Annotated in this window: 25 protein-coding genes; 16 read left to right on the top strand and 9 right to left on the bottom strand. The window is 68.1% G+C overall.

Going from position 1 to position 22,196, the window contains the following annotated elements; all coding sequences use genetic code 11:
• Positions 1 to 67 precede the first annotated feature (67 nt).
• Positions 68 to 1,054 (top strand): hypothetical protein, encoded by a 987-nt coding sequence (locus tag AC1DHX_RS05990; protein ID WP_476858947.1) that lies wholly within the window; start codon positions 68 to 70, stop codon positions 1,052 to 1,054.
• A 229-nt stretch (positions 1,055 to 1,283) separates the two neighbouring features.
• Positions 1,284 to 1,412, top strand: a complete 129-nt coding sequence (locus tag AC1DHX_RS05985) for a hypothetical protein (protein WP_476855738.1) — start codon at positions 1,284 to 1,286, stop codon at positions 1,410 to 1,412.
• Between the two features lie 18 nt (positions 1,413 to 1,430).
• Here the strand turns inward: AC1DHX_RS05985 and AC1DHX_RS05980 are convergent, their stop codons facing one another.
• The gene (locus AC1DHX_RS05980) at positions 1,431 to 1,583 is read right to left on the bottom strand and encodes a hypothetical protein (protein ID WP_476855739.1); all 153 of its coding nucleotides are present in this window, start codon (positions 1,581 to 1,583) and stop codon (positions 1,431 to 1,433) included.
• 130 nt (positions 1,584 to 1,713) lie between these two features.
• A complete protein-coding gene (locus tag AC1DHX_RS05975; protein ID WP_476855740.1) occupies positions 1,714 to 1,854 on the bottom strand; it encodes a hypothetical protein in 141 nt (46 codons plus the stop codon).
• 101 nt (positions 1,855 to 1,955) lie between these two features.
• On the opposite strand from AC1DHX_RS05975, the gene AC1DHX_RS05970 reads away from it, so the two are divergent.
• Both AC1DHX_RS05970 and AC1DHX_RS05965 read left to right on the top strand, forming a co-directional pair.
• A complete protein-coding gene (locus tag AC1DHX_RS05970) occupies positions 1,956 to 3,782 on the top strand; it encodes a hypothetical protein (protein ID WP_476858946.1) in 1,827 nt (608 codons plus the stop codon).
• A 216-nt stretch (positions 3,783 to 3,998) separates the two neighbouring features.
• Entirely contained in the window at positions 3,999 to 4,628 is a 630-nt protein-coding gene (locus AC1DHX_RS05965) for a GNAT family N-acetyltransferase (protein ID WP_476855742.1), read from the top strand.
• Here the strand turns inward: AC1DHX_RS05965 and AC1DHX_RS05960 are convergent.
• Positions 4,625 to 5,140 carry a hypothetical protein gene (locus AC1DHX_RS05960; protein ID WP_476855743.1) on the bottom strand — a complete coding sequence of 172 codons (516 nt, stop codon included), beginning with the start codon at positions 5,138 to 5,140 and terminating at the stop codon, positions 4,625 to 4,627. The two genes, AC1DHX_RS05965 and AC1DHX_RS05960, sit on opposite strands and share 4 nt — an antisense overlap.
• 28 nt (positions 5,141 to 5,168) lie before the next feature.
• Between AC1DHX_RS05960 and AC1DHX_RS05955 the strand changes: the two genes are divergently transcribed.
• Positions 5,169 to 5,360 (top strand): phosphodiester glycosidase family protein, encoded by a 192-nt coding sequence (locus AC1DHX_RS05955; protein WP_476855744.1) that lies wholly within the window; start codon positions 5,169 to 5,171, stop codon positions 5,358 to 5,360.
• A gap of 31 nt (positions 5,361 to 5,391) precedes the next feature.
• On the opposite strand, the gene AC1DHX_RS05950 is transcribed toward AC1DHX_RS05955, so the two are convergent.
• A complete protein-coding gene (locus AC1DHX_RS05950; RefSeq protein ID WP_476855745.1) occupies positions 5,392 to 6,078 on the bottom strand; it encodes a glycosyl hydrolase in 687 nt (228 codons plus the stop codon).
• Between the two features lie 476 nt (positions 6,079 to 6,554).
• On the opposite strand from AC1DHX_RS05950, the gene AC1DHX_RS05945 reads away from it, so the two are divergent.
• The 5 genes from AC1DHX_RS05945 to AC1DHX_RS05925 all read left to right on the top strand — a co-directional run bounded on the left by AC1DHX_RS05945 (position 6,555) and on the right by AC1DHX_RS05925 (position 10,465).
• Positions 6,555 to 6,923: a hypothetical protein gene (locus tag AC1DHX_RS05945; protein ID WP_476850315.1), complete on the top strand. Its 369-nt coding sequence runs from the start codon at positions 6,555 to 6,557 to the stop codon at positions 6,921 to 6,923.
• A 25-nt stretch (positions 6,924 to 6,948) separates the two neighbouring features.
• On the top strand, positions 6,949 to 7,419 hold the full coding sequence (locus AC1DHX_RS05940) for a GatB/YqeY domain-containing protein (RefSeq protein ID WP_018773763.1): 471 nt from the start codon (positions 6,949 to 6,951) through the stop codon (positions 7,417 to 7,419).
• Entirely contained in the window at positions 7,416 to 9,008 is a 1,593-nt protein-coding gene (locus AC1DHX_RS05935) for an ABC-F family ATP-binding cassette domain-containing protein (protein WP_476858945.1), read from the top strand. Before AC1DHX_RS05940 ends, AC1DHX_RS05935 begins: the two co-directional genes overlap by 4 nt.
• Before the next feature lie 165 nt (positions 9,009 to 9,173).
• The gene (locus tag AC1DHX_RS05930; RefSeq protein WP_476858944.1) at positions 9,174 to 9,983 is read left to right on the top strand and encodes a hypothetical protein; all 810 of its coding nucleotides are present in this window, start codon (positions 9,174 to 9,176) and stop codon (positions 9,981 to 9,983) included.
• Between the two features lie 158 nt (positions 9,984 to 10,141).
• Positions 10,142 to 10,465: a hypothetical protein gene (locus AC1DHX_RS05925; protein WP_476850318.1), complete on the top strand. Its 324-nt coding sequence runs from the start codon at positions 10,142 to 10,144 to the stop codon at positions 10,463 to 10,465.
• On the opposite strand, the gene corA is transcribed toward AC1DHX_RS05925, so the two are convergent.
• Both corA and AC1DHX_RS05915 read right to left on the bottom strand, forming a co-directional pair.
• A complete protein-coding gene (gene corA / locus AC1DHX_RS05920; RefSeq protein ID WP_230009012.1) occupies positions 10,462 to 11,457 on the bottom strand; it encodes a magnesium/cobalt transporter CorA in 996 nt (331 codons plus the stop codon). The genes AC1DHX_RS05925 and corA overlap by 4 nt on opposite strands.
• Positions 11,458 to 11,464: 7 nt before the next feature.
• Positions 11,465 to 12,004 (bottom strand): Lrp/AsnC family transcriptional regulator, encoded by a 540-nt coding sequence (locus AC1DHX_RS05915; protein WP_476859008.1) that lies wholly within the window; start codon positions 12,002 to 12,004, stop codon positions 11,465 to 11,467.
• 177 nt (positions 12,005 to 12,181) lie between these two features.
• On the opposite strand from AC1DHX_RS05915, the gene AC1DHX_RS05910 reads away from it, so the two are divergent.
• Positions 12,182 to 13,420, top strand: a complete 1,239-nt coding sequence (locus AC1DHX_RS05910; RefSeq protein WP_476858943.1) for an MFS transporter — start codon at positions 12,182 to 12,184, stop codon at positions 13,418 to 13,420.
• Between the two features lie 48 nt (positions 13,421 to 13,468).
• Here the strand turns inward: AC1DHX_RS05910 and AC1DHX_RS05905 are convergent, their stop codons facing one another.
• On the bottom strand, positions 13,469 to 13,966 hold the full coding sequence (locus tag AC1DHX_RS05905) for an Lrp/AsnC family transcriptional regulator (protein WP_018773770.1): 498 nt from the start codon (positions 13,964 to 13,966) through the stop codon (positions 13,469 to 13,471).
• Between the two features lie 133 nt (positions 13,967 to 14,099).
• Here AC1DHX_RS05905 and AC1DHX_RS05900 point away from each other — a divergent pair, with 133 nt between their 5' ends.
• Positions 14,100 to 15,263 carry a trans-sulfuration enzyme family protein gene (locus AC1DHX_RS05900; protein WP_476858942.1) on the top strand — a complete coding sequence of 388 codons (1,164 nt, stop codon included), beginning with the start codon at positions 14,100 to 14,102 and terminating at the stop codon, positions 15,261 to 15,263.
• A 16-nt stretch (positions 15,264 to 15,279) separates the two neighbouring features.
• On the opposite strand, the gene AC1DHX_RS05895 is transcribed toward AC1DHX_RS05900, so the two are convergent.
• Positions 15,280 to 16,605, bottom strand: a complete 1,326-nt coding sequence (locus AC1DHX_RS05895; RefSeq protein ID WP_476858941.1) for an MFS transporter — start codon at positions 16,603 to 16,605, stop codon at positions 15,280 to 15,282.
• A 92-nt stretch (positions 16,606 to 16,697) separates the two neighbouring features.
• On the opposite strand from AC1DHX_RS05895, the gene AC1DHX_RS05890 reads away from it, so the two are divergent.
• The gene (locus AC1DHX_RS05890; RefSeq protein WP_476858940.1) at positions 16,698 to 17,720 is read left to right on the top strand and encodes a LysR family transcriptional regulator; all 1,023 of its coding nucleotides are present in this window, start codon (positions 16,698 to 16,700) and stop codon (positions 17,718 to 17,720) included.
• A 184-nt stretch (positions 17,721 to 17,904) separates the two neighbouring features.
• Here the strand turns inward: AC1DHX_RS05890 and AC1DHX_RS05885 are convergent, their stop codons facing one another.
• A complete protein-coding gene (locus AC1DHX_RS05885) occupies positions 17,905 to 18,975 on the bottom strand; it encodes a nitronate monooxygenase (protein ID WP_476858939.1) in 1,071 nt (356 codons plus the stop codon).
• A gap of 51 nt (positions 18,976 to 19,026) precedes the next feature.
• On the opposite strand from AC1DHX_RS05885, the gene AC1DHX_RS05880 reads away from it, so the two are divergent.
• From AC1DHX_RS05880 to rsgA, 3 genes are all read left to right on the top strand, one after another.
• Positions 19,027 to 19,965 carry an N-acetylglucosamine kinase gene (locus tag AC1DHX_RS05880; RefSeq protein ID WP_476855787.1) on the top strand — a complete coding sequence of 313 codons (939 nt, stop codon included), beginning with the start codon at positions 19,027 to 19,029 and terminating at the stop codon, positions 19,963 to 19,965.
• 34 nt (positions 19,966 to 19,999) lie between these two features.
• Positions 20,000 to 20,455 (top strand): NUDIX hydrolase, encoded by a 456-nt coding sequence (locus tag AC1DHX_RS05875; protein WP_028275721.1) that lies wholly within the window; start codon positions 20,000 to 20,002, stop codon positions 20,453 to 20,455.
• A 355-nt stretch (positions 20,456 to 20,810) separates the two neighbouring features.
• Complete coding sequence (gene rsgA, locus AC1DHX_RS05870) at positions 20,811 to 21,977, top strand: ribosome small subunit-dependent GTPase A (RefSeq protein WP_476850324.1); 1,167 nt, start codon at positions 20,811 to 20,813, stop codon at positions 21,975 to 21,977.
• The last annotated feature ends 219 nt before the right edge of the window (positions 21,978 to 22,196 follow it).

Raw genomic sequence — 22,196 nt, 5'->3', positions numbered from 1 at the left:
TTATTCCGGGCAGGGGGCTACCATCAACGACAGTGGCCGGGGATCCGGCTCAAAGACTGGGGGAAAATTGAACAAGAAGATCATCCGTCTCGGCATCGCCGGGGCATTCGCTGCGCTCTCGATGGCCGGCCTCGCTGTCCCGGCCCATGCCGATGACATATCCCAACCTGCCCCGCCCGTCACGACCTACCCCAAGGCGCCAGCCGGGCCTGCGGCCGCGGACGTGGAGCTGAAGCCGCTGTCGAACGTCACCGAGCCGGTCGTTACCGGGACCTTCATCACCGGCTCTGTGATGAAGGTTACGGCCGGAACCTGGTCGGAACCGACCGGCAATCTGACGGTCACCTACAGCTGGTTCTCCCCGGACGGGAAGGTGCTGGCCAGCGGCCCGAGGTTCACGCCAGGCGTGTCCGAGGTCGGTGCGACCGTCACAGTCCTCGTGACGGCCACAGCCCCGGGCTACGACACCGCCGAGGTGCGGGTCACGGCACCCAAGCCCGTGACCCTGCGTGACCCGGCCCAAACCAGACCGCCTTACATCCAAGGCACGCCGACCGTGGGGAAAGCCCTGACCGTCGTCCCCGGCCTCTGGGCACGTAATGAAATGAACGTGGTGCGTGAATCCTACCTATGGCTGCGCGACGGCGTGACGATCTCCGGGGCCACTGGCCGCCACTACACGCCTGTGGGTGCCGACTTGGGCAAGAAGATCGACATCTGGGTCACCTCGACGCTGAATGGCAGGATCTTGAAGACCCAAGGGGCCTTCTCTTCGGCGAAGGTGGCTGCCGGGACCCTGACTTCGTCCACGCCGACGATCGCCGGCACCGTCAAGGCCGGGAACGTCCTGACCGTGAAGCGGGGCACCTGGACCTTGGACTCGTCCTTCAAATACCGCTGGCTGCGCAACGGCGTCCCGATCTCGGGAGCCTGGTATTCGACCTACAAGGTCCGGACCGCCGACAGGGGCACCAAGCTCACCGTCAGCGTCACCGGTTCCAAGATCGGCTACAAGACCGTCACCACGACCAGCAGCGTGTATTCCGCCGGCTAATCCGGGAGCATCCTTGACCGAGCCTTTGCGGTTGGGGCATTCTCGCTTTGTAGCCTGTCAGTCACGGTGGTCCCGTGAGTCTGACGCAGCGTATGTTCCTCGACGAGGACCAGGCCCAGTTCACTGTCCTCCCATCGGTATCCGTCCGGTGACTCCGCCGACCTGACGACCATCGGCGTGGCCTGGGGAGTGCCAACTGCCCGCACATAGGATCGGGGCATGAAAATAGATGCCGCGGCCGCTCCCGGTCACGCAGCTGGAGGGCCAGCCGAGCATCAATGACGTCCTGCTCGAGCTCGGCCAGGCGCGGGTGGTGCACCCTGCGCCGGGCACTGCCCACGAGCTGCACTTCTTCTAGCAAGCGAATACGTGCCGCTCAGGCAACGGCCCGGGCGACGATCCTGCTCATCAGGCCCAGGTATGCTGCGCCGATCCGCTCCACCGTGGCGCGCGCGTCGGCGTCGTCCACCCAGCCGAAGAGTGAGCCGCCAGCGTCGCGGACAGCAACGGCCAGCTCCCCGTAGCGCATGCCAAGGACAGGCGTCCGGCCGGTGGGGGGGCCTTCATGCCGGCCCGGAGGGTGGCGACCTCAGCTTTGAACCACGGCTACTGATTCGGACTGGCGGTGCAGGCGAGCATCACGAGCGACCGCATTGGAATTAACCCGATTCAATGGCGAGCTGAGGGCCAAACGCGAGGTAGTCAGGGCAGGCGGTCGCCTGCATGAAGCCGGCCCAGCGCTGGTCCTGGACTCCGGCTGCGTTGACCGCATACCCGTGACCAGTGGCGAGCTGCGACATCGCTTCAGGCCCCTGACCTGCGCAATCATTGTGGAACTGGTGCCTAAGCACTATGCTCGGCGACGGGGGAGCCGGGAACCGGCTCAAAGACTGGGGGAAAATTGAACAAGAAGACCATCCGCCTCGGCATGGCCGGGGCACTCGCTGCGCTCTCGCTTGCGGGCCTCGCCGTTCCGGCGCAGGCCGATGAGGAAATGTGGGCCACTCCGAACTCAGACTCCTGCGGCCCGGTGGTCGACTCAGTCAGGTTCTGCACGGCGCCGGACGGGCATCCGTACCCGGTGCAGGTCAACGGCGGTGCCGTCGCCGGCACGCAGCCCGGCATCAGCGGGGCCCTCCAGGTCGGCAGCACCCTGACCGTTGCTGACGGTGACTGGGACCCCGCCGCCGCGAAGCTCACGCATCAGTGGCTGCGCAACGATGTGCCGGTCCTGGGCGCCACCGGCCCCACGTATCTGCTCACCACGGCGGACCTCGGCAAGGGCATCCGGGTCAAGACCACGGCGGCAGCGCCGAGCTATGCAAAGACGACCCTGCAGTCCACCAAAACCGCCCCTGTCACGAACGCCGGCGGCACCGTCGCGTCTGTCGTGTATGCGGGGTATGTTGGTATCTATTCATTTAACACCCACCCGGATAGGCCCAGCCGCCTCGTGTCCGGTGGGGCGACTTTTAAGGGCGCTCCGGTCATCCACGAGCAGTTCCAGTGGTTCTGCGACGGCAAGCCCATCCCGGGTGCCACCGCGGAAATGTTCGACCCGAGGGGCTGCCGTTCAACGGGGCTATTCAGCGTCAGGGTCACGGGTCACGCGCCCGGGTTCAAGCCGGCCACCGTGACCTCTAAACAGCGAAAGGTTTCTGACTTCGATCCAGCCCCCGGCGCCGTGGTCACCGGCGGCACCGGCCTGGGGGACGTCCTCACCGCCGCTGATGATGTTCCCTGGACTTCCAGCCCGCGCCCGCACACCTACCAGTGGCTGCGCGACGGCGTCGCGATTTCCGGAGCCACCGCGCTGACCTACAAGATCACGGCCAAGGACCAGGGCCACACCCTTGTCCTGGAGTCCGGCATTTGGTACGACACCCACATCTACTCCAACCCGGTCGCCGTGCCGGCGGCCGGGGAGCTGAAGCAGCTGACGAACGTCACCAAGCCGGTCGTGACCGGGGACGCCGTGACCGGCTCTGTGATGAAGGTTTCGGCCGGCACCTGGTCCGCACCGGCCGACAAGCTGACATTCACCTACAACTGGCTCTCCTCGGCCGGGAAGGAACCGGCCAGCGGCCCGACGTTCACCCCGGACACGCCCCAAGTTGGCAAGACCCTCACCGTCGTCGTGACCGCGTCCGCCCCCGGCTACGAGACCGCCTGGGTACAAGTCACCGCACCCAAGCCCGTGACCGTGCGTGAGTCGACGCGGGCCATCAGCGGGACCCTGACCGTCGGGTCGAAGGTGACTTTGACTCCCGACCCCTGGTATGACCGGGCGGGGATCACCTCGGACGTAATGTGGCTGCGCGACGGCGCCCCGATCGCCGGGGCCTACGGCTGGAGTTACGTCCTGACGAAGGCCGACGCCGGCACGAAGCTCTCGATCAACGTGAACCCGACTGTCTCGGGCGGCAAGGGCCAGACGCTCAACGCTTCGTCGAGGGTGGCGGGGTTGCCCCTGACGTCGGCCACACCGACGATTGCAGGCACCGTCACGGCCGGGAACGTCCTGACCGTGAAGCGGGGCACCTGGACCTGGGGCACCGCCTTCACGTACCGCTGGCTGCGCAACGGCGTCCCGATCTCAGGAGCCACAGAGTCGACCTACAAGGTCCGGACCGCCGACAACGGCACCAAGCTCACCGTCCGCGTCACCGGCTCACGGTTCGGCTGCACCACCGTGTCGCGGACCAGCGGAGCGTACCTCGTCCGCTGACCAACGGCTTTCCCGGGCCCGCCGCATGCCCGCGTGGTCCGGGAGGCCAGGCTAGCCCGTCCCGGCTCCACACTGGCCTTACATGCTGCTGGCCTGACGTACTCGTAATCCGACACGACCCCGGTCGGCTCGCCTGTAGGCCTCCGGCCGGATCGTCCATGTATGCTCCAGGGCGACGCCAGGGCGGACGCTCACGCCCGCAAGACGAGGAGCAAAGTGACTGCCGCAGAGATCGGGACCCGGCCGACGTCGAACGTCACCTTGCACGTCGGTCCACCGGGGCCCGCCGTGGCCCGCGAGACCGCAGCGCTGCTCAACGAATCCCTCGGCTTCGGTTTCATCCAGCCGTCGGCTCTGGCGCAACTCACAGTCGAAGGCGGTGGAGTCCTCTTCCGCGCCCGCGGCCGGGACGGCGGGCTCCTGGGCGCGGCAACCGCCCGCGTCCTGGACCAAGCGTCCCACGCCGTACTGCAGGACCGCCTGCGTCTCACCGGGGTCGATGCCGGCCTGGGCGGGCGTCGGGTCGGGGAGCTGAAGTCCATCGTCGTCGCGCCCGCAGCCAGGGGGACGGGCGTCGGCTCGACCATGCTCGCGGCCAGCCTGGACTTTCTGAAGGCCCGCGGCTGCCGCGATGTCGTGTCCGCGTCCTGGGTCTCGGCCGATCCTGAGCACTCTTCCCTGGGGATGCTGGAACGGGCCGGTTTTGCGCAGGTGGCGACGATCCCCTGCTTCTGGGCGGACGACCAACAGGCAGCCGGCTACCTCTGCCCACTCTGCGGCGCCGGGTGCGTCTGCGTGGCCGTCATCCTGGTGCTCCCACTCGGAGGCAGGGCCAGCCGCGGCTAGAGCGCTTCCTTGGCCAGGGCCGCAGCGCCGGGAGGGGTTGTGCGGCCGAGCCGGTCGTCCAGTCTGACGCGCAGCCTGGCGCCGGCGACCAGAACCCGGTGATGCGAGAGGGCCGCCGAGCCGGTAACTTGCGCAGCGACGTTCTGCCCGCTGCCTGTGCTTTCACCGGCCCCGTACACGGACTCCCACGCGATGTCCAGAAGCTCAAGCTCCTCGTTGCGGGCCAACTCGCTGCGGGCGAGCACATCCAGCGCTGCCAACCCCAGGGCTTTGCTGTCCCCGTCCTCGCCCAGGGCACGGTCCAGCGCCCATTGGGTCCGTTTCCACCACTCGGCCCGGTCGTCGGCGACGGCCTTCTGGCGCAGAGTCCGCCAGGCCATGAACGCTCCCACGGCTGCCGCTACAAGTACAGCAACAGGGGCAAGCGCGGCAACGATCTGCCACCACTCGGCCGGACCCGCGTGGAGGAGGACTTCAACCGGAACCGGAGACGGGGCAGGTGTTGGCGGCATGCGACCAGCCTAAGCCGCGGCCCGGACAGTGAGGGATGCGGACGTCGCAGCGTCACGGGGCATGGTCCAGGCGATCAACCTGGACGGCGGCGGCTCAACAACAGCTGTTGCCGGAAGAACCGTCCTGAATGTTCCTTCGGGCGGTGCGGAACGGCCCGTCGGCGACGCGCTCCCCGTGTTGCCAACCCGCAAGGATGAGCCGGACAGCACGGACAAGTAGCGGCGGGTCTCTCTCCGAGTCTGACGGGAAGTCACAGCGAAGCGTACAGCCGGCCGAGTGAGGTCAGCCGGCCGTTCGTCTGATAGAGGGCAGACGGGCCCATGGCGGGGTCACCAGGATCCCTGGATTTCCAGGCAAACCGTTCGACGAAGGGCATCATGCGCATGCCGGCTACCGCAGCCTGCATGAAGTACGCGGTCTCGCGGGTCGTGTACTTGGAGGGGCGTGCCGGGGTTGCCTGCCAGTCCGCAACGGCAAATTCGGTAACCCAGACCGGCCTCCCATATCTGTGATGCAAGTACCAGACTCTTGCGAGGAAACTCTCTGGGTTCGGCGAGCCGTAGTGATGCATCGTCATGAAATCGATGCGGAGGTTCGCCTGCCGCGCCCTGGCCATGAAGTCGTCCAGCCACGGGCTCCTGACACCGACCGTGGCCGGAGATCCCAGACGCAGGCCGGTGGATTGAAGGTGGGGCCACAACCGGATGGCCTCATCAACGGACATGCTGGCCTGGCCTGGGTGGTCCGGCTCGTTGAAAGCGAGGAGGTGTTTAGTCCTCGTCTGGGGAAGTTGCCTGGCCACGTCGCCAAGGGCGTCCTTTCTGAGCAGAGAATTCGCGCTCCACACCATTGGGACAAAGGCCGGGTTGGTCGTGACGGTATACGCGGATCCCCAGGAGTAGTACCAGCTGGCGTTGAGACTCCGGATTTGTCTCAATGCCAGCGCATCATCTCCGCCGTGGGCTGCGCCTTTGAGAGCCCGGGAGGCAGAGATGGCCGTACGGGCAAGGGATGGTCTGGAGGGGGCCGGAACCGGCCCGGGGGGTGTGGCAGCGGAACTGGCCCCGGCCGCAGCCAGGGCAGCTGCCATTGCGGTGAGAAAAGTCCGGCGATCCATGGATTCCTTCTTCCGAAGCGAAGCGGGCCGATACCAATCCTCAACCGGATGTGACGAGAGTCACGCTACGCTAGTCTCTCTCCATTTGGAACAGCCGCAACGTGTCGCACTACCGGAGACCCCTGGTGCGGGCAAAAAGAGTTTTCATGAGATGGTGTGAACCTGCGTGAACGGCGCCGTGGCCGCGCCGGCGCAGCATTCCGCGCGGCAAGACCATCGTGCAATCCAGCGGCAAGGCAGCCGAATCCAGCGCAGGCATCCAAGACAGACATCCAGCGCAGACAAGGCCACCACCGATGAAGAACACCACCCCGATCGCCCTGGCCCTGCTGTCTGTTCTGCTGACCGCGGCCTGCTCCGCCTCCCCGAGCCCCGAGCCGTCCGCCGGGACCCCTGCGGCGGGCCTGCCGGCGTCGCTGCCCAAGCCTGACCCGGCCCAGCAGGAAGCCCTCCTGGCCGCGCTGGCCAAGATCAACCCCCGCCTGCCAGACGACCAGGCAATCGACAAGGCCCGCCGCCTGTGCGGCCGACTGCTGGGGCAATCGACGGCGGACCAGCTCATCGCTGCCGCAAAGACGGAGTTCAGCGGGGACGTCCCCGCCCTCCCGGACGAAGACGCCCAGCGGATCATCTCGGCGATCGGGGCCAACGGGTTCTGCCGCTAGCCTTGTTAACAACACGAGGAGAACTATGACCACCCTGAAAGAACGCCTGCACGCCGACGTCGTGAGCCACATGAAGGACCGCAACAAGGTTGCCCTGACCACCGTGCGCAACGTCCTGGGCGAGATCGAGACCCGGGAGAAATCGGGCAAGACGCCAATCGTGCTGGACGACGCACAGGTGACCGCACTCCTGCAAAAGGAAGCCGCCAAGCGCCGCGACACGGCCCGCATCTACACCGAGGCCGGCGAAGCCGAGCGCGCCGCGGCCGAGATCGCCGAGGCCGAGGTGATCGAGGCCTACCTGCCCAAGCCACTGACCGCGGCGGAAGTCGAGACGATCGTGGACGAGGCCATCGCGGCGCTCAAGGCCGACGGCGTCGAGCTGTCCATGCGTCAGCTGGGGGCAGTGATGAAGCCCGTCACCGCCACGGTGGCCGGACGTTTTGACGGCAAGGCCGTCAGCGAAATCGTCCGCAACCGTCTCGCGCAGCAGTGAGCCTGATCCGGCTGCACGACGTCAGCGTCCGCTTCGACAACACACAGATCCTCCGCGAGGCGTTCTTCCGTCTGGAGCCCGGGGACCGGGTGGGCCTGATCGGCAAGAACGGCTCCGGGAAGACCTCCATCCTCAAGCTCGTCCTGGACCAGGTCTCCCCGGACACCGGAACGGTCACCGTGGAGCAGGGAACCAGGGTGGGGTACTTCTCCCAGTTTTCCGAGCTCGACGGCGAGGCAACCATCCTTGCGGTCCTTGACGGACTGTTTGTCGAGATCAAGGCTGCCGAGGCCGAGCTGGCAGCCATCGACGCCGCCATTGCGGCTGACCCCGCCGAGGCGGAGCTGGACCGGCTGATCCGGCGCCAGGCCGAGCTGTTCGAGGACATGGACCGCCTCGACGGATGGGATTACAAGCGGCGCATCGACACGGTCCTGACCACTCTGGGGTTCAGCGACGCCCACCGCACGTGCGCGATCGACGAACTCTCCGGCGGGTGGCGCAACCGCGCCGCCCTGGCCAAGATCCTGTTGGAGGGCCCGGACGTCCTGCTGCTGGATGAACCCACCAACTACCTCGACGTGGCCGGTGTCGAATGGCTCGAAAACTGGTTCCGCGACTACCGCGGCGCCGCGATCATCGTCTCGCACGACAGGAAGTTCCTCGACGCGGTGGTCACCCGGATCATCGAAGTGGAAAACTTCCACCTGCACGAGTACCCCGGCAACTTCGCCGAGTACGTGGTCCAGAAGCAGTTCCGGCTCAAGACGCTCGAGGCCCAGTTCGTCCATGAGTCCGAGCTCCTGGCTTTTGAGGCGGAGGGCATCGCCGACCGCCGGGAGGCCGCCAAGGCCGCCAGCCGCGGGTTGGGGAACCAGCTGGCCAAGATCAAGAAAGCGCGGACACCACGTCCCGTGGACCAGATCGTCACCGAGATCTACGGCGGGCTGCACGTGAAGGATGTCCTCTGCAGGGTCGAAGGACTGGGCAAGTCATATGGCGACAAGGTCTTGTTCGAAGACCTGAGCTTTGAGATCCGCCGCGGCAACAGGATTGTGGTCCGGGGCTCCAACGGCAGCGGCAAGTCCACGCTGCTGAAAGTGCTGACCGGGGAGGAACCGGCGGATTCCGGTGAAGTGGTCTGGGCGAAGGGGCCGGGTTTTGTTTCCTACAACAAAATGCTGGAAGAGCTCGACGACGCCGACACCGTTTCGCACGCGGTGAACGCGCTGCCGGACAGCCTGGCCTTCAGCGCCACGAAGAAGTCCGTCAACAGGTTCCTCGCCATGTTCCAGTTCTCCGAAGCCGACCTCAAACAGAAGATCGGGAACCTCTCCGGCGGACAGAAAGCCCGCGTCGCCATGGCCCAGTGCCTGCTGTCCGGGGCCTCGGTGTTGCTGCTGGATGAGCCCACCAACCACCTGGACATGTCCAGTACCCAGGTGATGGAGCGGGCACTGCTCCACTTCCCCGGCGCGGTCGTCGTGGTCAGCCACGACCGCTTCTTCACCGAGAAGATCGCCACCCGTCAGCTGGTCTTCGGCACCGACGGCGCAGAACCCGGCGAGGTCGACGTACGCGCGGCCTAAGGACGTGGTGATTGCCCCGAGGCTCAGTGTTTGCTCAACATTGGCTCAGGATGTGGCCTGAGCGGCTAAAGGGCCGACAAGTGGTCGTTTCCGAGCGGTAGTGTGGCGCTGGCTGCCGACCGGGGGACGGCAGCGGTCTCTTATCCGCTTTGAAAGGAATCTCCCGTGGCAGGAATCATCGGCTGGCTCAGTGCTCTGGGCACCACAGGCAAGGCAGTAGTAGTGGCCTCCGTCGTCGTCACTGGCGGCGCCGGCGCAGCGGCGGCCACCGCGACCACCAATCTCCCGGCTGACCCGACGTCAACCATGACGGCGACCGGCACCGAAACCTCTGAGCCGGCCGGGTCGGCCGGGTCGGAGACTCCGGTAATGGGCGACCAGGAAGCCGCCGATCACGAATCGTCTGAATCGTCTGAACCGGGCGATCCGGCTGAATCGTCTGAACCGGGCGATCCGGCTGAGTCGGATGACCAGGAGGCGGACGATCAGGGCACAGAGGCGGACGCGGACGATCAGAACGCGGACGATCAGGGTGCGGAAGATCAGGGCGCGGAAGAGGTCGCGGACGACCAGAACGCGGACGATCAGGGTGCGGAAGATCAGGGCGCGGAAGAGGTCGCGGACGACCAGAACGCGGACGACCATGGCGCGGAAGAGGTCGCGGACGCTCAGGAGCCTGCTGCCCCGGCTCCGGCCCCCGCTGCTCCGGCCCCGGCGCCCGCCGAAGACGATGCGAAGGATTCGGCCGACGCGCCGGTAGCCGACGCGTCCCACGCATCGAACGGCAACAGCGGATGGGCACACCAAAACGCCGCTGAACACCGAGCCGCCGGCCAGGCCAAAGCCGCCGAGCACCGCGCGGCCAGCCAGGCCAAAGCCGCCGAGCACCGTGCCGCTCCGGCCGGTCTTGAAAGCGATCACGCCGCCAAGACCAGCAAGCGCGGCGACTCGGGCGGGCACGGCCACAGCAAGTAGCCCAATCGGCATGCAATGACGGGGCCCGGACCACTGGTCCTGGCCCCGTCGTCGTGACGGCACGAAAATGTTTCAGCGCGAAAGTGTTTCAGCGCGAAAGTGTCCAACGGTTCGGTCTCAGGCGCGCGGCGTTTCCGGGCCCGCGGGATAATGGAACCATGACCAATCAGCAGCAGGACCGCGACCCGTGGGAGGAGTTCGACAAGCTCCAGCCCGCCGGTCCGGACCGGGTTGCCGGGTACCCCGGTGGGAAACCGCAGGGCTTCGGCTTCCGCACGGGCGTCCGCAGCGCCAGGGTAGCCCTCGGATTTGCCGTCTACTCCCTGGCGCTGGGGAGCATTCTGGTCCTCACCGGAGCCATCGTTTTCATCGGCAGCGGGAAGTGGCTGCTGCTCGGGCTGATGGTGCTGATCGAGGTCGTGTTCGTCCTGGCGTTCCGACGGCTCATGGTCCAGGTCCGGAACCGCCGCGCCGCTGGCTAGAGCCAGCCTTTCTTCTTGAAGATGGCGTACATCAGCGCCGCCGTGCCGGCCATGAGCGTGATTGCCATCGGGTAGCCAAGCGTCCAGTGCAGCTCCGGCATGTTGTCGAAGTTCATGCCATACAGTCCGGCCACAAATGTCGGCGCGAAGAAGATCGCGGCCCACGACGAGATCTTCTTGACCTGCTCGTTTTGTTCCGCGCTGGCCTCGTTCTGGCGGTTGGCGGTCAGGGTTCCGTCCAGGGTGAGCGCATTCTGCAGCAGGTCACGGAACGAATCGGCGCGGGAAATCAGCCGCTCCACGTGGTCCTCGACGTCGCGCAGGCTGTGCTGCAGTTCGATGTCCACCCGGTACTTCTCGAAGCCCCGGCGGAGCTGTTGCATCATTGCCGGGAGCGGGTGGATGGCGCGCTGGAAATGGATGACTTCACGGGCGAGCTCGTAGATCCGCCGGGACACCAGGGGGTCGCCGCTGAAGAGCTGGTCCTCGATCTCGTCGATGTCGTTTTCCAGCCCGGCTACCACGGGACCGTAGTCATCCACCACCTGGTCCATGAGCGCGTACAGGACGGCCTCGGGCCCGTGGCGCAGCAGATCGGGCCGGCCCTCCATCCGGCGCCTGACCTGGCCCACGACTTTCGTCTCGGCGTGCCGGACGGTGACCACGAAGTTGCGCCCCGTGAAGACGTGGAGCTCGCCGAACTCCACGGTTTCGGTCTCGTCCAGGTACCTGGCGGGGCGGAGCACAGTGAACAGATTGTCGTCGTAGCGTTCCAGTTTGGGGCGCTGATGGGCAGAGATCGCGTCCTCCACCGCCAGCCCGTGCAGGTTGAATTCTGCCGCCACGGCCGCCATTTCCTCAGTGGTCGGCCGGTACAGGCCGATCCAGGCCATGCCCCCGTGCTCGGTCAGGGTCTCAAAAGTCTGCTCGAGGTTCCGCGGCTCGGCGCTGCGGATGCCGTCAACGTAGACGGCGTTGTCGATGATAGTCACCGGGACATTATCCTTTGTCCACCTGGAATTCGGCGCCCCCGGCCCGCCGCGACGCGGACCGGCCGGGGGCGAGCGCGTTGCCTTGGGCGAGCCGGCTGATCAGCGGCTCGGTCCGGTACGGGATATGGGTGTGCAGCGCCAGGACGGTCTCGGTGCGGATGACGCCTTTGATCCGAAGGATCGACCGGAGGGCCGCCTGGAGATTGTGCGTATCCGTCGCCACCACCCGGCACCAGACGTCGCCGCGCCCGGAGATCTCGTGGACTTCCAGAACCTGGGCGATCAGCCGCAGGGCCCCCACGACGCCGTCGAGTTCCCGGTGGTTGACCTCGATCGTCACGAAGGCGACGACGTCGTACCCCACCGCCTCCAGATCGATTTCACGGCCGCCGTCGTGCAGCACACCGGAGCGCAGCATGCGCCGCACGCGCGACTGGGCGGTGTTCCGGGCGATGCCCAGGGCGTCACTGAGCTCGCCGATCTGGATCCGCGGATCCCGGATCAGCTCCAGCAGGATCTTCAGGTCGGTGGGGTCCAGACTGTTCAAATCATCACTCCGGTTCACTTGAGCAGTCTGAGAATGACTGTTTTGCTCAATTTTGGCACAGAACTTGGCCATCCAGATCATTGGTATTGCATTCTGTAGGTACCAATCTTTTCGACCGGGCCGTCGGTGTTCCCCACAGGGAACGCATGCGGCCCGATTTCATGCAAGGGCACGGCCATGACAGTCTTTAGCGAACTCCGCATGCGCCCGGCCACAGCTGACCGCTGGGGCTGGGACGCTTCCACCACCGCACGGCTCGTGATGGCCGGGGTTGTGATCTTTACGCTGCTGGTCGGCGCGAATCTTGCGACGCCGCTGTACCCGCTGTTGCAGGCAAAACTCGGAATCACGGCGCTCGATGTCACGGTGGCGTTCTCGGCCTACGTCCTGGCCCTCGTGGCCACACTCGTCCTGGCCGGCCACTGGTCCGATCACATCGGCCGCCGCGCCGCCCTCGTACTGGCAGTGCTGGTGGGCCTGGCCGGCGGCTTTGTCTTCGCCACCGCGGGCAACCTCGTGGCGCTCTCCGCCGGGCGCGCCCTGCAGGGCGTCGCCGTAGCGCTCGCCACCGGGGCCAGCTCGGCTGCCCTGCGCGAGCTGCTGCCCAGCCGGCCGGAGTGGGCCTCACGGTTCACACTCCTGGCCTCCGCCGGCGGGGTGGCGGCCGGCCCCGCAATCGGCGGAATGCTGTCCCTCCTGCCGGGCCCGACGTCGACGCCGTACTACCTGCACTCCATCGTCCTCGCCGCCGTGCTGGTGCCCCTGTACCTGCTCAAGGCGCGGCCCGCCATCAGCCTGCACGCCGGTCCCCAGACCCTGCGGGTCCTGGCACCGCGGCGGCCCTCGGTCTCCAGCGACGCGCGCGGCGCCTTCTGGCTGGCGTCGTCCGTGGGCTTCCTGAGCTTCACCGTTTTTGGCTTCTGCCTCTCGCTCGCCCCCGGCTATTTCGCCCAGATTGTCCACGCCGATTCGCGACCGCTGATCGGCTTGCTGGCAGGGCTGACGCTGGGGTCCTCAGCCCTGAGCCAGCTGCTGGCCATCCGGGGACGATTTGCCGTGTCCGCCGGCCTGGCCGTCCTGGGCGTCTCCGTCCTGCTGATCGCCGCGGCCGCCGCCTGGAGCAGCCCGTGGCTGCTGATTCTGGCCAGTATCACTGCCGGCGTGGGGCAGGGCGTGGCCTTCCGGACCGTGTTCAACGATGTTGCCGGCCGGGTGGAGGCCGCGCGGCACGCCCAGATCATCAGCACCGTCTATGTGATCACGTACCTTGGCAGCGCCTTCCCGGTGATCGGATTGGGGCTCGCGGCCGGGATGGTCGGGCTGCAGAGCGCCGTCGCCGGTTTCGTCACGGTGTGCGCCGCCGCCGCGCTGACGCTGGCGGCCGTTACGCTGCGAAGCGCACTGCGCCGGGGCTAACTGCGCAGGGTCTAATTGCGCCGGCCCTAACTGCGTCGGCCGGGCCCGTTAGGGCAGCGGGCCGTGGTTGCCCTGGATGTGGTCGAAGACCAGCGTGGTTTCGGTGTGGCCCACCACGGGGTCGGTGGCCAGGTTGTCCAGAACCCAGTCCCGGAGGTCCTCGGTGGTGGCGACGGCGATGTGCAGCAGGTAGTCCACTGACCCGGACGTGTGGAAGGTCGAGAGCACTGCCGGCAGTTTGGGCACCCGGGCAGTGAAACGGTCGATCTGCTCGCGGTCATGGGCCCGGAGCCGAACCGCAATGAGGGCCTGGACCGAACGCCCGATCGCGGACAGGCTCAGATTGGCCTCGAAGCCCTCGATGATGCCGCGCTCGGACAGGGCGCGGGTGCGCATCAGCGCGGTCGACGGCGCGATCCCCACGAGCTCTGCCAGCTGTTTGTTCGAGATGCGGGCGTCCGCGACGAGGGCAGCGAGCAGGCGCTCGTCGATCGCGTCCAGCGGCTCGCTGGCTCCCGGCCGAACATTCTTCGCGGTGCTGCTCACGGATCCTCCTAGTAGTGTTCTCCGTTCATCATAAACGGCGTTATCCGACAGTTCCATTCAGAACCTCTACAAAAGCGCGAATTATTGCCAGATACTTGCGGAATTCAATGGTGAATATTCGTAAGGAGCAAGGGTGCTTTCTCAAGATTCATTGGCGGTCCACGCAGGCCGGAGCGGGCTCACGGAAGTGGGCGTCCACGCGGTGCCCATCGATCTGTCCACGACGGCGCCCCTGCCGTCCGTGCACGACGGAGGCCTTGCCTACGAGCACATGGCCACCGGCGGCTCACATGTGGAGGGGCAAAGCACGGTCTACCAGCGGCTGTGGAACCCCACGGTGGCACGCTTCGAAGAAGGCGTCGCTGTCCTGGAAGGCACGCCCGAGTCTGTCGCCTTTGCCACCGGAATGGCGGCGCTGAGCGCCGTGCTCCTCGCGGTTGTGGCCGCGGGCAAGAAGCACGTTGTCGCCGTGCGCCCGCTGTACGGCGGCAGCGACTACCTTTTGGCCTCCGGCGTCCTTGGCAACGAGGTCACCTTCACGACGCCGGAGGGCGTCGGCGCCGCCCTCCGGCCGGACACCGGCCTGGTGATCCTCGAGACGCCGGCCAACCCGACCCTCGAGCTGGTGGACATCGCCCGCGTGGCAGCCGCCGCCGACGGTGTGCCGCTCCTGGTGGACAACACCTTCGCCAGCCCGGTACTGCAGCAACCCTTCAAGCACGGCGCGGCCATGGTGCTGCACAGCGCCACGAAGTTCCTGGGCGGCCACGGGGACGCTATGGGCGGCGTGGTGGCCGCAGGCTCTGAATGGGCAGTGCGCCTGCGCCAGATCCGGGCCGTGACCGGCGGCATCCTGACCCCGTGGCCGGCGTACCTGCTGCACCGCGGGCTGGCAACGCTCCCGGTCCGGGTCCGCGCCCAGCAGGCCGGCGCCGAAAAAATCGCGGTTGCCCTGGCAGGGCACGGGCTCGTGAGGCGGGTTTACTACCCGGGACTGGCCGAATGCGACCCGCAGGGCCTGGTGGGCACACAGATGTCCGGGCCGGGATCGCTCATGGCCTTCGAACTCGCCAGCGCCGAGCACGCCGAGCGGATCCCGGCCGCCGTCGGCATGATCACCCACGCCGTGTCCCTCGGCGGGATTGATACCCTCATCCAGCACCCGGCCGGCCTGACCCACCGGCCGGTCGAAGCCGCGGCCAAGCCGCACCCGAACCTGCTGCGGATCTCGGTGGGGCTGGAGGACCCGGCCGACATCGTCGCCGACCTCGTGCAGGCGATCGAGGCAACGCAGTAGCCCGAGGGTCCGGTGCCTAGCCCGATGCCGTGACCCTGCCGGCGGCCGCGGTGCCGGTTGCGGGCACCGGCGCGGGATGCGCGACGGCGGTGATTGCCGCCGTCGCGCCGGCCAGTCCGATGACCGTCAGCGCAAGGGCCGTCCAGCCGAACCGCTGGAAGACCAGGCCGCCGGCCCAGCCAAGCACGCTGGAGCCGAGGTAGTAGGCAAGGTTGTACAGCGAGGCGGCCTGCGCCCGGCCCGTCGTGGCGATCAGCCCGGTCCAGCCGGATCCGATGCTGTGTGCCGCGAAGAAGCCGCCCGTGAACAGCAGCAATCCCGCCAGGATCGCGGCCAGCTGTTCCGTGAGCGTCAGGGCCAGGCCGCCTGCCATCAGTGCGGTGCCGGCGATCAGGACGGTGCGCCGGCCGAACCGCGACGTCAGGCCCGCTGCCCAGCGCGCCGAGACGGTTCCGGAGAGGTAGGCCAGGAAGATCAGGCTGATCGCGGTGGCGGGCAGGCTGAACGGCTCCCCTGACAGCCGGAATCCGAGGTAGTTGTAGACGGCCACGAAACCGCCCATGAGCAGGAATGCCTGGACGTACAGGGCCAGGAGCCGGGGATTGCGGCCATGGCCGGCCAGCGTGCGAAAGGCCCCGCGGAAGCCGCCCGCGGCCGCGGCGGTGAAGCCCTTGGCCCGGGGCACCAGAACAAGGAACAGGACTGCCGCTCCGCTAGCCAGAACGGAGACCGCCAGGGCCGCGGCCCGCCAGCCCCACAGTTCACCCGCGGGTCCGGCGACCAGCCGGCCGGCCAGGCCGCCCAGGGTGGTCCCGGCGACATAGCTCCCGGCGGCGACGGCGGCGTGGGCCTTGTTGACCTCCTCGTTGAGATACGCGATCGCGATCGCCGGGATGCCGCCGAGGGCCATTCCCTCCAGCATCCGCAGGCACAGCAGCACGGGGAAGCTGGGGGCCAGGGGGACCAGCAGGCCCAGGACGGTGGCCGCTGAGATGCCCCACATCATTGCCCGGACCCGGCCGATCCGGTCGGCCAGGAAGGACCAGGGGAGCACCGTCAGGGCCAGCCCTACCGTTGCCAGGGAGATGGTCAGCGCGGCCTCGGCGGCCGAGACGCGAAGATCCGCCGCCAGGAGCGGGAGCACCGCCTGGGTGGAGTAGAGCTGGGCGAAGGTTGCGACGCCGGCAAAGGCAAGCCCGGCGAGGATCCGGCGGTAGGCCGTGGAGCCCTTCGGATGGCCAGCCCATGCGGCAGCGTTGGCTGCAGGATCAGCTGCGAGATTGGCTGCGTCCTTGGCCGCGGGGCGTGGGCCGGTGCCGGTGGGTGCGGAAATGCGTGGCATGCCTTCAGGCTAAAGCCTGCCCGAGGGATGCTTCCAATGCATGATTTCCATATAATAGATAGCAAATATGGATCACTCTGCTGGAGGGGAATATGGACGTCGAACACAGGCAGCTCGTGCAGCTGCTGCCCCTGCTGCCGATGCTGGCGGAACTGGGGCGGACGGAGCACATTACCGAGACGGCCGAGCTCCTGGGCCTGCCGCAGTCGACCGTGAGCCGTGCCATTGCGCGGGCCAGCGCCATCGTGGGGACGGAGCTGCTGATCCGGGACGGCCGGGGCGTGCGGTTGACGCCCGCGGCGAAGGCGCTCATGCCCCACATCGAGGCTGCCCTGGCCGAATTCCAGACGGGGCTGGACAGCGTCAGGCACGAGTCGGAGGTGGTCCGCGGCCGGATCGCCGTGTCGTTCCAGCACACCTTCGGCGAGGCAATGCTGCCGCTGCTCATCAGTGCGTTCCGGAGCAGGCACCCGCAGACTGCCTTTGACCTCAGCCAGGGTGCACGGGACGGCTGCCTCGCGGAACTGGCCGCGGGCTCCGCCGACGTGGCGCTCACGGCACCCGTTGCCACACCCAGCAAGCGAATCGGTTCGGCCGCGCTGTACCGCGAACCGTTGCGCCTGGTGGTCCACCACCGGCATGCCCTGGCCGGCCGCCGTCGGGCCAAGATTGCCGAGATTCGGCAGGAGCCCTTCGTGGCGATGGGGTCCGGCTACGGCATGCGCTCGCTGACCGACGCGTTGTTCCGGGAGGCGGGGTTCCGCCCGCGCATTGCCTTCGAGAGCCAGGACTCGCACACCGTCCGCGGCCTCGTCTCGGCCGGGCTCGGCGTCAGCATTCTGCCGCCCGGCGGCTCCGCACCCGGCAGAGCCGCACAAAACAGCCACCACCCGTCGCGGGGCACCGAAGCCGACGACGGCGGGCCGGGCTGGGTGGAGATTCCCCTGGATTCAGTCCTGGCGTTCCGTGAGATCGGCCTCGCGTGGCGGGAGCCGGTTTCGCGGAATGCCGTGGCCGATGCCGAGTCCGATCCCGTGCGCTTGTTCCGCGAATTCGTGCTCCGCGACGGTCCGGCGCTCCTGGCAGGCTTCGTGCGCGAACGCTCGGCAGGCTGAGCCGGGCAGACGGGTGTGCCGGGGCCGGTGCGCTCAGGCCGGAACGCTCAGGTCGCCGGTGGGCCCCGAGGTCGCCGTAAGGTGACGGCGGTTTGGCACGTTTCCGGCGACTTCGGAGTTCGGCCAGGTCCGGCCGGATTCCGATGGTGGGGGTCGGCCGGGGTCGGCGGGGGGTCGGCGGGGGTCAGCGGCCGGCGAGCAGCCCTTGCACGACGCCGGCCACGGGTCCGGTTTGTGCCTTCTGCCAGCCCGTGCCCGCCCACAGGTTCAGGCGTTCCGCGTCGCCGGCTGCGGTGGCCGCGGCCCGGATGGGCGCGGTGAGGTGGTGGACGGCAGGGTAGGCCTCCGGCGCCTCGGGGTGGTCGCGGACGAATTCGTTCTCCAGGGCCCGGGCCTGCCGGCCGGTGAAGGCGCGTGTCAGCCGGGTTCGGGTGAAGTGCGGATCGGCCAGGGCATCTTTGTGCAGCTGCTTGGCGCCGCTTTGGTCAGTGCGGAGAAATGCGGTGCCGAGCTGGGCTGCGACGGCCCCGGCACGCAGCACGGCGTCCAGCCCGGCCGCATCCATGATGCCGCCCGCAGCCACCAGCGGAAGGTCGACGGCGGACCGCACCTCGGCGAGCAGCTCCGCCGTCGTGCCGCCCGGCTGCGCAGTTGTGCCGCCCGGCTCCGCCGCGTCAGCCGGTTGCGGCTCCGGGGCCGGAAGGAACGCCGCGCTGTGTCCGCCGGCGCTCGCGTGCTGCACGACGAGGGCGTCCACGCCTTGCCCTGCCGCCTGCACGGCCTCGGCCGCGGTAGTGACAGTGGCCAGCACCGCCGACCCCGCCCGCTGCAGGGCCCGAACGACGTCCGGGCCGGGCAGCCCGAAGGCGAAACTGACCAGCTTCACGGGCTCTGAGAGCAGGGCATCGATCTTTCCCTGCCATTCGTCGTCGTCGTCGAGCCGCAACTGCGGAAGCTCGACGCCGTAGCGCCGGGCGTCGGGGCGCAGCTGCTGCCGGTAGTCCTCGAGTTCCGCCAGCACCGCCGCGGAGGGCGGCAGCTGGGCCGGATCCGGGACAAACACATTCATGCCGAACCGGGCGCCGGACTCCCGGATGGTGCTGATTTCCGCCTGCATGGCCGCCACGCTCTTGTAGCCGGCCGCGAGGAAGCCCAGCCCGCCGGCCCGGTGTACGGCTTCGACGAAGGCCGGTGTGGAGGTGCCGCCGGCCATGGGCGCCGCGATGACGGGTGTGCCGAAAAGATCGTGGGGCATTGCGGGCTCCTTGCAGCGATTCAGTAACCTGTTCCAGTGACTAACACTGATATGCCGCCGGCTGCGGACTCCGTTCCATCTTCCACCACGCCATCTGCCACGGCGAGGACAGGTGCCGTGATCGGACTGGACATCGGCGGCACCAAAACCCGGGGCGTCAGGTTCGAGGACGGCGCGCCGGTTGCCGATGAATCGGTGGGCAGCTCCAATGTCCAGAACGTCAGCCCCGAGGAAGCCGCCTTCAACCTCGCGGAACTCTTCGCCAGGATCGGCGGGGGAGACGTCGCCCAGGTCTACGCCGGAGCCGGCGGCATCGACACCGATGACGACGCCGCGGCGCTCGCGGCACTGATTGCCCCGCACGTGCCCGGTGCCCGGATCACGGTGGTCCACGACTCCCGGCTGCTGCTTGCCGCAGGCGGCGCCAGCACCGGCGTCGCCGTCATCGCCGGCACCGGATCGGCCGCGTGGGGCAAGAACGGCCGCGGCGAGGAAGCACGGGCCGGTGGCTGGGGCTACCTGCTCGGCGACGAGGGCAGCGGCTACTGGCTGGGCCGGGAGGCAGTCCGCCACAGCCTGCGCCGGATGAACCAGGGGCTGGAACCCGACGAACTCTCCACTGCCCTGCTGGCATCCTGCGGGGTGGATGACCCGAACAAGCTGATCGCCATGTTCCACTCGCCCGAGACCGGGCGCCGGTTCTGGGCCCAGCAGGCCCGTCTCGTGGTGGAGGCTGCAGACGCCGGGCATGCGCCTAGCCGGGCCCTCATGGAGCAGGCCGGGCGCGACCTCGCCGACCTCGCCGCGCAGACCGTCCGGCAGCTCGGCATCGAGGGCCCCGTCATCCTGGGCGGCGGACTCGGCATGAACGTGCCGGGGCTCCAGGAGTCGTTCCGCACGGCACTGGCCGCCGCGGGGATCACCGATGTCCGGGTCCTGGCGCAGGAGCCGGTGTTCGGGGTGCTGCAGCTGGTGGCGGAACAGGAGTAGGCGGAGGCAATCCTCCGGCCACTACGCTGGGGGGATGAGCATGCAATTCGACACCCGGCCCGCCGCCTACGCCGTCATCATCCGCGATGCCGGGATCCTCCTGGCGTACTGGAAGCAGGACGGCCGCGAGGGCTGGACGCTGCCCGGCGGCGGCCTGGACCTGGCCGAACACCCGGTGGACGGGTGCCGACGCGAGATTCACGAGGAAACCGGTTACGACGCCGAGGTCGGCGCCATGCTGGGGATCGACGTCGGGCACTGGCCGTCCGAAGTCCGGCTCGACGGCGGCGTACGGGACTTCCAGTCGCTCCGGCTGGTCTACGAGGCGACGATCACGGGCGGGGAACTGCGTCACGAAGTGAACGGCAGCACCACCCACGCGGCCTGGATTCCGCTGGATGAGGTGGCGCAGCTAAACCGGGTCTCGCTCGTGGATGCCGGGCTGCGTCTGTACCGTGAGCGGCCGCTGAACGGAAAACTTTCCGGCTAAACCGCTGGCCAGGCACGGGCACCATGGCTATCCTGTAGAAACCGCCGGCCGCAGCAGGCCGGCAATCGACGGGGAGGTGGAAGCAATGAATGCGATATTTCTGAGCGCGCAGCGCACCGATACAAGCCATGTCATTACTCCTGCCCCGTCCCACGGCGCAGCCTAGCCATCGAGCGCTAGTCTCCGCGCGCGGCATCCAAACCGCCGCAGCCCGCAATGCGCCGCACCACGGGGCCCCACCAAAGGGTTTTCGTTGACCATTCATCCTGCATCCCGGGGCGCCGGCAGCGCCCTCATTGCCAATTCATCCGAACCTCATTCATCTGTGCCTCGTACGGCCGTGCCTCATACGGCCGTGCCCTCCGATGAGGCTGGCCCCGAAGGTCCTGTCCTCTACGGCTACACGGCCGGCGTCGCCGAGCGGTTCGCGGCCCAGCCGGTGCCGGGCGGCGACCGCCCTGGCCGCGTCATCCGGGTGGACCGCAACCTCGTCCTCGTGGCCGAGGGCGGCGGAACCGCCCACCTGCCCTACCCGCGCGGCGGGGAGCTTCCCGCCACCGGGGACTGGGTCTGGCTGGGTCCGAACGCGGCGGGGGAGCCCGCCATCGTGGGCATCCTGCCCCGCCACTCGGAGCTGAGCCGCAAGCGTGCCTTCGAGGCCTCGTCCGAGGCGCAGGTCCTTGGCGCCAACATGGACGTCGTCGGGATCGTCGTTCCGGTGGATCGTCCGCTCACGCACAACCGGCTCGAACGGACCCTGGTTGCGGCGTGGGACTCCGGTGCCACGCCGCTCGTGATCATCACCAAGGCGGACATCGCGGACCTCGCGGACGACGTCGTGGCGACGGTCGTGCGCCAGGCAGCCGGTGTCGACGTCGTCACCACCTCTGCCGAGAACGGCGATGGCCTCGACGAAGTGCTGGGCCATCTGCCGCCCGGCGGCACGCTGGTGCTGCTGGGGCCCTCTGGCGCCGGAAAATCCACGCTCGTCAATGCCCTCGCCGGCGTCCGGGCCCAGGAGACGGGGGCAGTGCGGGCGGGCGACGGCAAGGGCAGGCACACCACCACGTCCCGCGCGCTCGTTCCCCTGCCCGGCGGCGCCGTCCTGATGGACACGCCGGGGGTGCGCGGCTTCGGGGTCTTCGACGCCGAGGGAGGAATGGAGGAGATGTTCGGCGACCTCGAAGAGCTCTTCGAGCACTGCCGCTTCTCGGACTGCGCGCACGGCCGGGAACCCGGCTGTGCTGTGCAGGCCGCGCTCGCCGACGGCGTACTGGAGGACCGCCGGTGGGCCAGCTACCTGAAGCTGCAACGCGAACTCGCCGCCCTGGCGCGCCGCCACGACGCGGCCGCGCGGCGCGCCTACCAGCGGGAATGGCACCAGAAGATCGTCGTAGCGGGCAAGAGCCAGCGGTCAGCCGAACGGGACAACCACGAGAACGCGCACGGCGGCGGAAAGAGCCGCCAGGACGGAAATAGCAGAAACACCAGTGGCGCGAAGGGTGCGCGGCGGCCCCGCTGAAGCACACCGCCGGGTGAGACAAGGGCCGCGGTGGCGCGCCGGAAGGATTTCCGGCGCGCCACCCATCCAAAATCGTTGTGCTTCCGAAGCCTTACGGGAGCCCCGCGCCGCTGACATAGTCCGGGGTGCTGGTTAGTCTATGAGCTAACTGCTTTATGGCCAGCACACTGACGAAACCGTGCGCTGGCCCGACCAATGTTGCCGCCAACAGTTAGGTAA

The organism is Arthrobacter sp. 05N33_2, assembly GCF_056397425.1.
The sequence above is the reverse complement of the archived record's forward strand: the minus strand, read 5'-3'. Positions and strand labels throughout refer to the sequence as shown.